Origin of the sequence: Pantoea sp. EKM101V (assembly GCF_011800325.1) — a bacterium.
GTDB lineage: Bacteria > Pseudomonadota > Gammaproteobacteria > Enterobacterales > Enterobacteriaceae > Pantoea > Pantoea anthophila.
On record NZ_JAALFP010000005.1, the window covers coordinates 197,794 to 210,368 of the forward strand.

The 12,575-nt window shown below is 60.9% G+C and carries 11 protein-coding genes and 1 pseudogene; 4 read left to right on the plus strand and 8 right to left on the minus strand.

Annotated elements, in window-relative coordinates; all coding sequences use genetic code 11:
- Window positions 1–48: 48 nt before the first annotated feature.
- The 5 genes and pseudogenes from argE to HFD92_RS10415 form a co-directional block, all read right to left on the minus strand.
- Window positions 49–1,199 (minus strand): annotated as a pseudogene (gene argE, locus HFD92_RS10395) (acetylornithine deacetylase).
- Window positions 1,192–1,866: a DUF1028 domain-containing protein gene (locus tag HFD92_RS10400; protein ID WP_046101061.1), complete on the minus strand. Its 675-nt coding sequence runs from the start codon at window positions 1,864–1,866 to the stop codon at window positions 1,192–1,194. The pseudogene argE and the gene HFD92_RS10400 overlap by 8 nt, the downstream one beginning before the upstream one ends.
- Window positions 1,863–2,297: a RidA family protein gene (locus tag HFD92_RS10405; RefSeq protein ID WP_009092511.1), complete on the minus strand. Its 435-nt coding sequence runs from the start codon at window positions 2,295–2,297 to the stop codon at window positions 1,863–1,865. The genes HFD92_RS10400 and HFD92_RS10405 overlap by 4 nt, the downstream gene beginning before the upstream one ends.
- 19 nt (window positions 2,298–2,316) lie before the next feature.
- The gene (locus tag HFD92_RS10410; RefSeq protein WP_167428898.1) at window positions 2,317–3,582 is read right to left on the minus strand and encodes an NAD(P)/FAD-dependent oxidoreductase; all 1,266 of its coding nucleotides are present in this window, start codon (window positions 3,580–3,582) and stop codon (window positions 2,317–2,319) included.
- 142 nt (window positions 3,583–3,724) lie between these two features.
- Window positions 3,725–4,642 carry a LysR substrate-binding domain-containing protein gene (locus HFD92_RS10415; RefSeq protein WP_167428899.1) on the minus strand — a complete coding sequence of 306 codons (918 nt, stop codon included), beginning with the start codon at window positions 4,640–4,642 and terminating at the stop codon, window positions 3,725–3,727.
- A gap of 463 nt (window positions 4,643–5,105) precedes the next feature.
- Here HFD92_RS10415 and HFD92_RS10420 point away from each other — a divergent pair, with 463 nt between their 5' ends.
- The 4 genes from HFD92_RS10420 (at window position 5,106) to HFD92_RS10435 (ending at window position 9,157) form a co-directional block, all read left to right on the plus strand.
- The gene (locus HFD92_RS10420; protein ID WP_167428900.1) at window positions 5,106–6,629 is read left to right on the plus strand and encodes an amino acid ABC transporter permease/ATP-binding protein; all 1,524 of its coding nucleotides are present in this window, start codon (window positions 5,106–5,108) and stop codon (window positions 6,627–6,629) included.
- Between the two features lie 27 nt (window positions 6,630–6,656).
- Window positions 6,657–7,529, plus strand: a complete 873-nt coding sequence (locus HFD92_RS10425; protein WP_111208275.1) for a phytanoyl-CoA dioxygenase family protein — start codon at window positions 6,657–6,659, stop codon at window positions 7,527–7,529.
- A gap of 19 nt (window positions 7,530–7,548) precedes the next feature.
- The gene (locus HFD92_RS10430; RefSeq protein ID WP_009092518.1) at window positions 7,549–8,361 is read left to right on the plus strand and encodes a transporter substrate-binding domain-containing protein; all 813 of its coding nucleotides are present in this window, start codon (window positions 7,549–7,551) and stop codon (window positions 8,359–8,361) included.
- A gap of 64 nt (window positions 8,362–8,425) precedes the next feature.
- Window positions 8,426–9,157 (plus strand): class II aldolase and adducin N-terminal domain-containing protein, encoded by a 732-nt coding sequence (locus HFD92_RS10435; protein ID WP_009092519.1) that lies wholly within the window; start codon window positions 8,426–8,428, stop codon window positions 9,155–9,157.
- 12 nt (window positions 9,158–9,169) lie between these two features.
- On the opposite strand, the gene HFD92_RS10440 is transcribed toward HFD92_RS10435, so the two are convergent.
- The 3 genes from HFD92_RS10440 to HFD92_RS10450 form a co-directional block, all read right to left on the minus strand.
- Window positions 9,170–10,342 carry a Gfo/Idh/MocA family protein gene (locus HFD92_RS10440; RefSeq protein ID WP_111208276.1) on the minus strand — a complete coding sequence of 391 codons (1,173 nt, stop codon included), beginning with the start codon at window positions 10,340–10,342 and terminating at the stop codon, window positions 9,170–9,172.
- A 10-nt stretch (window positions 10,343–10,352) separates the two neighbouring features.
- Complete coding sequence (locus HFD92_RS10445; protein WP_009092521.1) at window positions 10,353–11,270, minus strand: TIM barrel protein; 918 nt, start codon at window positions 11,268–11,270, stop codon at window positions 10,353–10,355.
- 150 nt (window positions 11,271–11,420) lie between these two features.
- Window positions 11,421–12,446, minus strand: a complete 1,026-nt coding sequence (locus HFD92_RS10450) for a LacI family DNA-binding transcriptional regulator (RefSeq protein WP_058957027.1) — start codon at window positions 12,444–12,446, stop codon at window positions 11,421–11,423.
- Window positions 12,447–12,575 lie beyond the last annotated feature (129 nt).

A 12,575-nucleotide genomic window follows, 5' to 3' on the forward strand; every position in this document is an offset into this window, starting at 1 on the left:
TTCAGAGCGAACCCGTTATCGAACGTTCAATACACGCGCCACATGCCATTACGCCGCACGCATCCAGTCGCAGAGATGACCCAGCATCGCCATGCAGCGTTCAAGCTGCGCCACCGCGACAAACTCATCCGCTTTATGTCCCTGTGCCATACTGCCCGGCCCGCAAATCAGCGTGGCGATCCCCACCTCATTAAATAACCCCCCTTCCGTGCCAAAGGCCACGGTAGAGAAGGCCTCGCTGCCGCTCCAGTCAGCCAGCCAGCGGGCGAAGTCGCTCTGTGGATCGGTTAACAGACCGGGATAGGCACCCAGCGGCTCAAAAGCAATATCGCTCTCGGGTGCCTTCTCCCGCATAGCGGGCAGCAGCTGATGACGCGCAAAGGCCGCAATATCCTCCAGCACCGCCCCGGCATCGGCCGTGGGCAGCGTGCGCAGCTCAAAATCGAACTGACAATCCTGCGGCACAATATTCAGCGCCGTCCCCCCTGAATCGTGCCGACCTGCAGCGTGCTGAACGGTGGATCGAACCGCGCATCCTGCGTCTGCTGCAGCGCCGTACCGACGCGAGTGATGTGGTTAATCAGCTTCGCCGCCTGCTCAATAGCGTTGACGCCGGAAGGCGCATAGGCGGAATGGCAGGCGTGGCCTCGCACCTGACAGCGCATCGCCACCTTCCCCTTATGACCATAAACCGGCTGCATATTCGTCGGTTCGCCGATAATGCAGAGCGCCGGTCTCTCCGGCGACGCTCGCAGGTGCGCCACCAGCGAACGCACGCCCAGGCAGCCCACCTCTTCGTCATAGGAAAACGCCAGATGGAGCGGCATACGCAGCGGCTGCGCCAGGAAGCGATCCAGCGACACGAGCACGCAGGCGATGAACCCTTTCATGTCGGCGCTGCCGCGGCCATAGCAGCGTCCGTCGCGCTCCGTCAGTGCAAAGGGGGGAACCGTCCAGCGCTGACCCTCGACCGGCACCACGTCGGTGTGCCCCGACAGCAGCACGCCGCCATCGCCCGCCGGTCCCAGTCGTGCATACAGGTTAGCTTTCGTTCCGCTCTCGTTATAAAAAAGCTCAGCCGTCATGCCGCGCTGTGCCAGGGCGTCACGGATAAAGGCGATCAGCGCCAGGTTCGATTCGCGGCTGGTGGTATCGAAGGCGAGCAGGGCCGAGAGCGTCTCGCGCAGCGCGCTATTCATCGCCTGGCACGCCGTAGGCCGGTGCCTCGCGCGGGTCGAGGGCGCGCGTCACGTAGGCCTCCATCTGCGGCTCGTAGGCGAGCCACAGGCGTGACAGCTCGCCGACCGGATCCTCGTCGGCCCAGTCCACCCGCAGATCCACCAGCGGCCAGGTGTAGTCATCCACCACCTTCACGGCAGCAGAGTGTACCGGCCCCGCCTCGCCGCCTCGCGCAATCCCCGCCTGCAGTGCGGCGATCAGCCGGCTGGTCAGCTCGCCGGAGGAGGCGTGAAAGGCCGCAATCATCGCGTCGATCACCGCGCCGTCGGCCAGCATATTGCCCGCCGCCACGCAGTTTTCTCCCTGCGCGACCTTCCAGACGCCCAGGGTTTCGCTGCCGCTGAAGTGGGCCACCTCACCGCCGGAATCGATTACCGTGACCTGACGATACTCACTGAAGCGATCCTCCGCCAGGGCCAGCCTCAGCGCCTCCTGCGCTGAGGCACCCGCTTCCAGCTGCGCCAGAATCTGCTGTCCCAGTGCGGGCAGCGTAATATTCTGGCTGGAGACCGCCCCCGTCCCCGCCTGCAGCCAGGGGCAGCGTGCCCCGACCGCAATGCTGGAGGAGCTGATGGCAACGCCCAGCTGCCCGCTCTCTTCGCAACGCGCACTTATTGAAAGGGTCATTGCGCCTCCTGGCCGTGCCAGTTATCCGGGATCACCGCAATCACGTCGATCTCCATCAGCCACTGCGGCTGCGCCAGCGCCGAAACCACCAGCCCGGTCGAGATCGGGAAAACGCCCTTCAGCCATTTACCGACTTCCAGATAGACCGGCTCGCGGAAGCGCGGATCGGTGATATAAGTGGTGGTTTTCACAATATGCGACAGGTCGCTGCCCGCCTCTTCCAGCAGCTGCTTCACGTTCTTCATCGCCTGTGCCGCCTGCACGCCAGGCTCCCCCAGCCCGACCAGATTACCGTCGAAGTCGGTGCCGACCTGGCCGCGTACATAAACGGTATTGCCTGCACGCACGGCCTGACAGAGATCGTTGTCGAGCGCCTGGTTGGGATAGGTCTCTTTGGTATTGAACATGCGGATGCGGGTATGGGTTGGCATCATTGCTCTCCTGCTCGGTTTATAAGGACGACGCGGTCGGGTAGTGCTGGTACTGGCGCTGAATCGCAATCTGGTCAGCGATATATTTTGCGTCGTGCCACACGCCCCAGATAAAGGTAGAGCCGCGGCGGGAGAGCCAGGGCAGGCCGAGAAAGTAGACGCCCGGCTCGGTGGATACGCCACGATGGTGCTGCGGTTTCCCTTTCTCATCGAAAGCGTCGACCGCCAGCCAGCTGTAATCCGCCACATAGCCGGTCGCCCAGATGAGGCTGGTCACGCCCGCGCGGGCAAGGTCGAGTTCGCTGAGCGGATGAGTCACACAGTGGGGATCGGGCATAAAGTGACGCGCCTCCGGCTCTTCCGGCAGATCGAGTCCGTTGCGGGCAATCCAGGCATCCGCCGCATCCAGCAGCGCCAGATAGCTGGCGTCGCCGCGCGCGATGTTCTGCGCAAGGTCGGGCTGAAAGCGCACCATGTCGCCGTCGAACGCCTGCGTCATGCCCACCAGATTCACTCCCTGGTGCGCCAGGGCGCGGAAATCCACCGTATGGCCGCCGCGCGCCCCGCTTACCGCGATAGTGACGTGCTCTTTGCCCGGCTGGCTGGCCGCCGCATCCCACATGCCCAGTACGCCGAGCCACCAGCAGAAGTCGCGCTGACGATAGGCGCGCGGTGGACGATCGTGCGGACCCACGGAGAGGTAGACGGTTTTTCCGGCGCGCTGCAGCTCATCGGCGATCTGCACGCCGGAAGAGCCTGCCCCGATGACCAGCACGCCCCCCTCCGGCAGCTGCTGCGGATTGCGATAGTCCGCCGAGTGAAGCTGTGTCAGACGGTCGCTCTCCGGCGCGACTGGCGGAATGACCGGCTTCTGAAAGGGGCCGGTGGCCGCGACGATGCGCTGCGCTTCAATGACGCCCTCCGAGGTGCGCACGGTAAAGCCTGCGCGCCCGCTGTTGCGTGCCACGTGCAGCACCTCGACGCCGGTGCGGATCGGCGCGTGAAACTTCTCTGCATAGGCGACGAAGTAGTCCGCCACCTTCTCTTTGGCGACGAAGCTGTCGGGTTCGCATCCCGGAAAGGCCATACCGGGAAAACGATCGTGCCAGGCGGGGCCGTTGGCCACCAGCGAATCCCAGCGTCCGCTGCGCCAGGCCTCGGCGATACGGTTTTTCTCCAGCACCAGATGCGGAACGTCGAGGCGGCTCAGGTGTTCGCTCATGGCGACACCCGCCTGCCCGGCGCCAATCACCAGGGTATCAATTTCTGTTTTCATCTCTGTCATTTCCGCGTCCTTCAACCAGCCGCCGGCTGATATATTCACCATAGGAGAGGTTTCCAAGACTATTTGAGCCGACAGAGCGGGTAAAATATTATAAAGCTAACACCTGCATAGGAATTTATTAGGCTGCGCGCCAGGCGCATTATTAACGCGCCGCAACCGGAAAAAGTTCGGCGCGACGACAATACTCCATAAATAATTGCGCCGGTCGGGTTGGCTCATTATTTTGCAGGTAAGCCATAATGAGCGTCGAGTCCGCCATCTCATCTTCTATCTCAAGATGAATTAATTGCTGCCCGTCATAGGTTATATCAGAACAGGGGCGCGTCACCAGCACGGAAAAACCTAATCCCTGGCCCACCATGCAGCGCACCATCTCAATCGACGGCGAGCTATAGGCGACGTCGGGATGGTAGCCCTTCTCTTTAAAGATGCGGATAAAGTAATTTTTGCTCGGAATCGCATCCAGCAGGATCATTGGTTCGCGGCTCAGCTGCTGCAGCGTCACCGTCGCCTGACTCGCCAGCGGATGCGCGGCGGGCAGCAGCGCATAGGGGCGATGCGGCGCGTTCAGCGGCTCTTTTTTGATGGAGTGGTCAAGATCGAGATCGTAGAGAAACGCCAGATCGAAACGGCCGCGGTGCAGCCCATGCATCAGCTCATGCTGCTCGCCGTCATAGAGTTCAATGGTGATATCGGGATAGATTTTTTTAAACCCGGCAATGAGTCTGGGCAGATAGAGCGGCGCGGCCGACTCAAAGCAGCCGACGGCGATAGTGCCGGAAACCAGTTGATGCTCGGCGCGCGAGTTCTGTTCAAACTCATAGGAGAGGCGCAGCAGATCGCGCGCCTTCTCGTAGAAACGGCGACCGCCCGGCGTCAGAGAGACGCCCTGAGCGTGGTGGCGGATAAACAGCTGCTGGTCAAAGGTATCTTCGAGGTTTTTAATGGCAATGGAGATAGAGGGCTGCGCGATATGCAGCTGGCGTGACGCTTCGGCGATGCTCTCGGTTTCGACCACCGTGACGAAGTACTTAAGCTGTTTCAGCGTGAATCGCATCATAAATTATCTCTGTTAGCGCGCTCGACTGGCGCACTTTCTGGCAGGTTCTCTTCTGCTGCAAGGGTCATGCCACTCCTGCGCCCCGTAAACGGGCAGCGCCCCCGGACGCGACGCGGATCGCTTCATTCGCTTTGTGACTGATATTTCATGGCCGGAAGCGGTTTTATTTTGTCACCCATACGCCTTAATTTTTTTATTGCCTCATTTTGGCTCAGGGCTGCTCTTTTTCAGAGCAGACAGAGGAGACAATTGAATTTCCCGTATAGAAAAGATTCCCTGTTTAAATTAATCAGCGCCATGTATGTTTCGCGCCCTCTTTTTTTACTGGATAGTTTTTTTAAAGTCTGAAGGCAGCAATTTACTAATTGCCTCAAATTAGCCGCTGCCGCCATAGTGTCAATCAATCGACAGCGGCGAATTTTTATTTCTGAAATTCGCGTTATTTAAGCGAGTGAAATGCCTCATGACTTTTAACTGGAACTATATGTTCAGCCTGTTCAGCGACGCCGAATTCTGGCTGGCGAGCTGGACCGTCATAAAACTGAGTTTACTCACCTGGGGCATCAGTATCGTCGTGGGATTTGTGCTCGCGCTGGCAAAGCAGTCGAACCGCCTGGTGTTCAGCCTGCCAGCTCGCGGCTATATCTGGCTGTTCCGCAGTCTGCCGCTGCTGGTGCTGCTGATTTTTGTCTACAACCTGCCGCAGGCCGCACCGGGCACCTCCGCCCTGCTCAGCGATCCCTTCTGGGCGGGCCTGATCGCCATGGTGCTCAGCGAAAGTGCCTACATCGCTGAAATTCACCGCGGCGGGCTGCTCTCTATTCCAAAAGGCCAGAGTGAGGCCGCCCGTGCCCTGGGGCTGCGCTTCGCCGGTATCCAATGGCGCATTATTATTCCGCAGGCGGTGCGCGTCGCCCTGCCCGCGCTGGCAAACGAATATATCGCCATCGTGAAGCTCAGCTCGCTGGTATCGGTGATCTCCCTGACCGAGATCCTGATGGTCGGCCAGCGCCTCTATTCGCAGAACTTCCTGGTCATGGAAACCATGGCGGCGGTCGCCTGCTACTACGTGCTGATTGTCACGGTGTTCGATTTTCTGCTGAAACAGCTGGAGCGCTATCTCGACGTTACCCAGCGCCGCCCGGCTGGCAAGGTGGATGACGCGCTCTATGCCCTGGCGCAGCGTTGCGCGGCCACCCCGCTCGCCCGTCCGGTGGCGCAGAGCAGTGGCCCGGCGCTGCAGGCGTCACGGCTGCATAAAGCCTATAACAACGTTGAGGTGCTGGGGGCGGTCAGCCTGCAAATCCAGCCGGGTGAAGTAGTGTCGGTCATCGGACCGTCCGGCTCCGGCAAAACCACGCTGATCCGCCTGCTGAACGGGCTGGAGCAGATCGATAATGGCGAAATCCGCATTAACGGCCAGCCCTTTATCCATCTCAGCCAGCAGGGCGAGCAGAAGCCGCGCTTCATTGAGCATGCCGAGCACCGCCTCAGCATCGGCATGGTGTTCCAGAGCTTTAACCTGTTCCCGCATCTCAGCGTCCTCGACAACCTGATGCTGGCCCCGCGCTATCACCGGCTGGCCTCGCGCGATGAACTCAAACAGCACGCCTGCGAGCTGCTGCACAAAGTAGGCATGCTGGATCACGCATGGAAATATCCGCACCAGCTCTCCGGCGGCCAGCAGCAGCGCGTGGCAATCGCCCGCGCCCTGATGATGCGCCCGCAGATCATGCTGTTTGATGAGCCGACCTCCGCGCTCGATCCGGAAAAGGTCAATGAGGTGTTGCAGGTGATCGAAACCCTGGCGCACGAAGGCATCACGATGGTGATCGTGACCCACGAGATGAACTTCGCCTTTAAGGTCTCTGACCGCATCGTATTTATGGAAAAAGGGCGTGTGATCTGTGATGACGCGCCTCAGGCAATGCGCAGCGGAGAGCATCCGCGCGTGGAAGCCTTTCTGAAGGATGTTTCTCTGGCTTAACCCATTTATCCGCACGAGGGGAAAATCATGATCGAGCAGTGGCAGGTAGAGCAGTATCACCAGCAGGGTTTTCTGGTGGTGGAGAATGTCCTCAGCGCCGACGACATCGCCGCGCTGCAGCAGGACTTTGATGGCTGGGTGGAAGAGAGCCGCACTCATCAGGCGGCCTGGGGCGAAACGCTGGATGGCCGCGCGCGTTTCGATCTGGAAGAGGATCACCGCGCCGACCATCCGTCGCTGCGCCGCGTCAGCTCGCCAACGGAGATTTCCGCCGCCTATCGCCACGCCGCGCTTCAGTCGCGTATGGCGCAGATCGCCGGTCAGCTCACCGGCAGTCAGGGCGCACGCTTTCACCACAGTAAGATCAACTCCAAGCTGCCGCACACCGCGACCAAAGTGGAGTGGCATCAGGATTTTCTCTTTACGCCGCACAGCAACGACGACATCGTCACCGCGCTGCTGATGGTGAGTGAAGTGACGCCGGAAAACGGTCCGCTGAACGTGGTGCCGGGCAGCCACAAAGGGCCGCTCTACTCTCACTGGCAAAACGGCCGTTTCACCGGCGCGGTCGATAAAAGCGTGGTCGGGGCGGCGTGTTCGCAGCCTGCGGCCTGTTTCGGCCCGCCCGGTTCGGTCTGCTTTATGCATACCCGCCTGCTGCACGCCTCCAGCCCGAACGAGACCGGGGTGCCGCGCACGCTGTTTATCGCCGTCTACGCGGCGGAAGATGCGCTGCCCTTTGGCGAAAACCCGCTGCCAAGCCGGGATGCCGGCACCCTGGTCGCAGGCGAAGAGAGCGGCATGGTGCGCAGTACCGTTAATGAGTTCCGTCTGCCGCAGAAACCGAGCGGCGCATCCTTTTTTGTCCAGCAGGCCGGAACCGATCCTGCCCGCGCGTAACCGCCACCACGGAGGCTTTATGAAATCTGTTGCCCTGACTTTTTTAGCCGCCAGCATCGCGCTGGGGTCGTTTAGCGCGTCGGCGTTCCAGCAGCCGGGAAAAATTATCGCCGGCTCTGACATGACCTTCTTCCCTTATGAGTACATTGAGAACAATAAACCGGCGGGCTTCGACATCGAGTTTCTCGACGGGCTGGCAAAAGTGATGGGCCGACAGGCGGTTAACCTCGACACCCGCTTCCCCAACCTGATTACCGGTCTGCAGGGTAACCGTTTCGATATCACCAACTCCTCAATGTACATCACCGCCGAGCGTCTGAAGGTGATCGATATGATCCCCTATCTCAAGAGCGGTGAGGCGATCCTGTCGCTGAAAGGGGCCGCCTACCAGCCGAAAACGCCGGAAGAATTTTGTGGTCACAAAATTGGCTCAATGGGTGCCACCTCCTGGCTGCAGCAGCTGCACAAGCTCTCAGCCGACTACTGCGTGAAAAATGGCAAGCCGCCGATCGCCATCAGCGAATACACCACCGATCCGCAGACCACCCAGGCGATGCTTTCGCATGCGGTTGAAGCGCAGATCACCGACGCCGCCGTCGCGCGCGGCGTGGTACAGAAGCTGGGCAACCGCGTGCAGATCTCGTCGGAAACACTGATCTACCCGGTGCTTAACGGTTTCGGCGTGAAGAAAGGCAACGATGAGGTGAAGCAGGCGCTGATCGACGGGCTGGAGAAGTACAGCAAAACCCCGGAGTACGCCGCTCTGCTGAAGAAATATAACTTTGAGGCACCCAGCGCAGAGGATATTAAAACCCTGATGCCGACGCCGTAATCCCGATGCGGGCGTCAGCGAACCGACGCCCGCCTTCCTTTCTCACCCCCATCAGGAGAGATTTATGGCGCTCTCATTTGAAGAACAGACCCGCATCGATCTTGCTGCGACCTTTCGCATTATTGCGCATCTCGGCATGCACGAGGCGGTCGCAAATCACTTCAGCGCGGCGGTCTCTGCGGATGGCCGGCAGTTTCTGCTTAACCCGAAGTGGAAGCACTTTTCCCGCATCCGCGCCAGCGATCTGCTGCTGCTCAACGCCGATGACCCCGCCTGCGCGCAGCGCGACGACGTGGACGCCACCGCCTGGTCGATTCACGGTCAGATCCATCAGCGGCTGCCGGAGGCGCGCGTGGTGCTGCATCTCCACCCGATTTACACCACCAGCGTCGCCTGCCTGGCTGAGCCACATATCCCGCCGGTCGACCAGAATACCGCCCGCTACTTTAACCGTGTGGCGATCGACACCCTGTACGGCGGCATGGCGGACACGGCCGAGGAAGGTGCACGGCTGGCGGGTCTGCTGGCGGGCAAGAGTCGTCTGCTGATGGGCAATCACGGCGTGATGGTCACGTCGGCACACATCGGCGAAGCCTTTGACGATATCTGGACGCTGGAGCGCGCCTGTCAGATCCTCGTGACCGCCTGGTCTACCGGCCAGCCGCTGAAGATCCTCAGCGACGCGGTGGCGGAGAAGACGGCGCGTGCCTGGGAAGGGATACCCGACTTTTCACGCCAGCATTTCGAGGAGATGAAAGCGCTGATGGTCGCCGCCGACCCCTCGCTGCTCGACTAGCCTGTCAGCCGCTCACGCGCACGGCACCCAGACCGCGCCCGCCTCTGCCGATTTCACGCACTGCGCGACCCAGCGCACGCCGGTTAATCCGGCATGCACATCGGGATACCAGAAATCCTGCAGGAAAGCGGTGTCGCGGCGATCGGTGGCGTCCATCGCCAGCGCGAAGCGGCGATAGAGATTTGACCAGGCCTCAAACAGTCCCTCCGGATGCCCGCCGCCGATGCGATCCTCTTCCAGCGCGCGCGGGGTGAGATAGCCCATGCCACGCTCCAGAATCCGCACCGGCTCGCCCTGCACTTCATAGCGCAGCTGGTTGGGCTGCTCATCCCACCACTCCAGGCTGGCTTTCGCGCCAACGACGCGAATCTTCTGCCCGTGCATGGAACCGGCATTGACCGCCGATGCCCAGAGCGTGCCGACCGCGCCGTTGTCATACTCCATCATCACAAAGGCGTTATCCTCCAGCGGCGCGCGTGAGGCGACAAAGCTCTGGCGCGCACAGAGCAGCCGCGTCATCTTCAGCTGTGGCAGCATGGTTTCGGCGATAAACAGCGGATGCGTGGCCAGATCGCCTAATACATAGCTCGGCCCGACAAAACGCGGGTCTACCCGCCAGCGGGTACTTTCACTCTGCAGCTCCACCGCCTCATTATGGAAACCGTGAGCAAACTGCATGTTCACAATGCGAATCTCGCCCAGCGCCCCTGCCGCAATCATCTCTCTGGCCTGATGGATCAGCTGATGTCCGGCGTAGCCGTAGGTGACGCCAATAATCTTCTGCTTCTCCCGGCTGAGCTGCTCCAGCTCATCGGCCTCGTCGACCGTAAAACAGAGCGGCTTCTCACACACCACATGCAGTCCGGCATTCAGCGCTGCCCGACAGATGGCAAAGTGGGTGTTGTTTGGCGTGGCGATGGACACCGCTTCAATCCCCTCTTCCCGCGCAGCCTCGCCGGCGAAGAGGCTGGCGTAATCGGGATAGCAGCGATCGGGCGCCACGCCCAGCGCCTGACCAAACTCGCGTCCGCGCCCGGCATCAATATCAAAGGCGCCCGCCAGCAGCGTGAAGTTACCGTCACGCTGCGCCGCCGAACGGTGGATGTAGCCGATCTGGCTGGTGCCGCCGCCGCCGATCATCCCCCAGCGCAGTGAGCGATTAGCCGCTTTTTTTCCGTTAATCATGCTGTTGCCCTCAGAATCCTGTTGATCGGAGATAGTCCAGGCTGGCTTTCACATCGCGCAGGCTGGTGTCGGCATGGCGTGGGTCACGCTCCTGTTCAATGGTGATCCAGCCGCGGTAATGGCGTTCCGTCAGCAGCGCATGCACGGCCGGATAGTCGATTGCGCCCTGGCCCAGCGGGCACATGACGCCCTCCGCGCAGGCGGTGAAGAAGTCGACTCCGCGCGTGATGGCGTCCTGCCAGACCCGCAGATTCACATCTTTAAAATGGAGATAGTCGATGCGCGTCCAGTACTTTTGCAGCGCCGCCACCGGGTCCATCCCGGCGTAACAGAGGTGGCCGGTATCCAGGCACAGCCCCGCGACCTGATGCGGAATATCCCTGACCAGCTGCGCCAGCTCGTCGGCGAATTCGATGCAGCCACCCGCGTGCGGATGGATCACCGGCCGTACGCCATACTCCCGCCAGGCAATGTCGCTCAGAATGGTGATGTGCTGCATCATGCGCTGCCACGCATCCGCGGAGAGCCGGGGGGCCTTCTCTGACTGACCGGCATATTTCGCCCGTTCCGGATTGCCGAAGTCGATAATCACCAGATAGGGCGCGCTGGCTCCCGGGGTTTTCGCTGCTGTCGGGACACGGGCGAGCGTGCGGCAGAGGTTGTGAGTCAGCGTCACCAGGGTGGGGAAATGGGCCTCACTGACCAGATCGTCAAAGATCGTGCCCGCCACCAGCGAAAGCTGATGCGCATTGAGCTGCCGGGTCAGCTCAGCCGGATCGGTGGGCAGGTAGCCCCACGGCCCCAGTTCGATGGCCGGATAGCCCGCCTGCGCGGCCTCGGTCAGGACTTTCTGCCAGGGTGGCAGCCAGGGATTGGCGGGATCGTCCACGCCCCAGCTACAGGGCGCATTAGCAATGTGAAAGGTCATCGTGTCTGCCTCTGCAGTAAGAACTGCCGGCAGTATCAAACAAACGTTTCATCTCAGACAACGATGAAAGTTTCATTTTTTGATAGAGATCGCTTTTAAAAATCGCATTTTATGATAGTTTTCTATCATTAAAAAGCTAACACCTTCTTTCTACAGGTTTTCCCGCGTCACGATCTCAAAGGGCACGGTAATCTGCGCAAAGTGATCCCGCGGCTCCATCCGCCCGTTCAGACAGGCCGAGACCACCGCTTCGGCCATCGCCTCAATACGATGGCGCAGCATCAGCGTGATGGTGCCGTCAATCAGCGCCAGCTCGTCGCCAGGCAGCGGGCCGTGGCACACCAGGTCAATCTGCGTGCGTCCGCTCTCACGCAGCGCCTGCACCACGCCCTCAATGCCGCCGCAGGGGGCATAAATCATGACCAGGTCATCATGACTCTCCAGCAGCGCCCGGGTGGCCTGGTAGCCCCCCTCTGCCGTCTCGTGCGTTTTCAGCGGCTCCAGCACGCGCTGGCTGATGCCCGACTCGCGCAGGGAGGAGCGAAAACTGATTTCGCTGCTCTCCTGACAGGTAAAGCGATGGTCGCCGATCAGCACGCCCACGCACCCTGGCCGGCGCAACAGGTGGCGGGCCATCCAGGCGGCAGTGCGTCCCGCCTTCTGGCTGTCGATGCCGATAAAGCCTGCATGTTCACAGGCGGAGAAGTCGGAGAACAGGGCGTAAACCCGCACGCCGAGCCGCGAAACATCCTGAATCGCGTGACGAATCAGCGGATGATCCAGCGCCACCAGCGCGATCACGTCGCAGCACTGCGCCAGCTGCCGCACTGAACGGGCAACCGCCTCCACGTCATGAATATCATGCCAGCAGAAGACCGGTTCACTGCCCGCAGGCTGCTGCTGTTCCGCCTGCTGTTTCAGCGCCTCGCCCAGCTGCTGATAGAGCGAATAGCGCGCGGGCAGCAGGATAAAGCCAAAGCGTAACGCCTGCGCGGCGGGCGACGCGATATGCTGGCTGTGGGCCTGTGTCAGCTGATAGCCCAGCGATCTGGCGGCCGCCATCACCTTCTGCTCTGTGGCGCTGCGCACCGGTGCGCGACGGTTCAGCACCCGATCCACCGTGGCTACCCCCACGCCCGCCGCCTGTGCAACGGCGGTCATCGTCACTTTTGGCATCCTGTTTCTCCCTCTTCACGCTCTGTTGTGGTGACTGACGATAATACTCTATCCCGGCACGCCCTTTTTCTCTCATTTATTTGATAGAAAACCTCACGCAAAGTTGATCGCTTTCGCAAAAATGAAACA

What these genes read in the sequence shown, in the direction of transcription:
- HFD92_RS10440 (WP_111208276.1), bottom strand. Translation starts at nt 10,342, where the DNA reads ATGATTAACGGAAAAAAAGCGGCTAATCGCTCACTGCGCTGGGGGATG.
- HFD92_RS10430 (WP_009092518.1), top strand. Translation starts at nt 7,549, where the DNA reads ATGAAATCTGTTGCCCTGACTTTTTTAGCCGCCAGCATCGCGCTGGGG.
- HFD92_RS10425 (WP_111208275.1), top strand. Translation starts at nt 6,657, where the DNA reads ATGATCGAGCAGTGGCAGGTAGAGCAGTATCACCAGCAGGGTTTTCTG.
- HFD92_RS10450 (WP_058957027.1), bottom strand. Translation starts at nt 12,446, where the DNA reads ATGCCAAAAGTGACGATGACCGCCGTTGCACAGGCGGCGGGCGTGGGG.
- HFD92_RS10420 (WP_167428900.1), top strand. Translation starts at nt 5,106, where the DNA reads ATGACTTTTAACTGGAACTATATGTTCAGCCTGTTCAGCGACGCCGAA.
- HFD92_RS10445 (WP_009092521.1), bottom strand. Translation starts at nt 11,270, where the DNA reads ATGACCTTTCACATTGCTAATGCGCCCTGTAGCTGGGGCGTGGACGAT.
- HFD92_RS10405 (WP_009092511.1), bottom strand. Translation starts at nt 2,297, where the DNA reads ATGCCAACCCATACCCGCATCCGCATGTTCAATACCAAAGAGACCTAT.
- HFD92_RS10415 (WP_167428899.1), bottom strand. Translation starts at nt 4,642, where the DNA reads ATGATGCGATTCACGCTGAAACAGCTTAAGTACTTCGTCACGGTGGTC.
- HFD92_RS10410 (WP_167428898.1), bottom strand. Translation starts at nt 3,582, where the DNA reads ATGACAGAGATGAAAACAGAAATTGATACCCTGGTGATTGGCGCCGGG.
- HFD92_RS10435 (WP_009092519.1), top strand. Translation starts at nt 8,426, where the DNA reads ATGGCGCTCTCATTTGAAGAACAGACCCGCATCGATCTTGCTGCGACC.
- HFD92_RS10400 (WP_046101061.1), bottom strand. Translation starts at nt 1,866, where the DNA reads ATGACCCTTTCAATAAGTGCGCGTTGCGAAGAGAGCGGGCAGCTGGGC.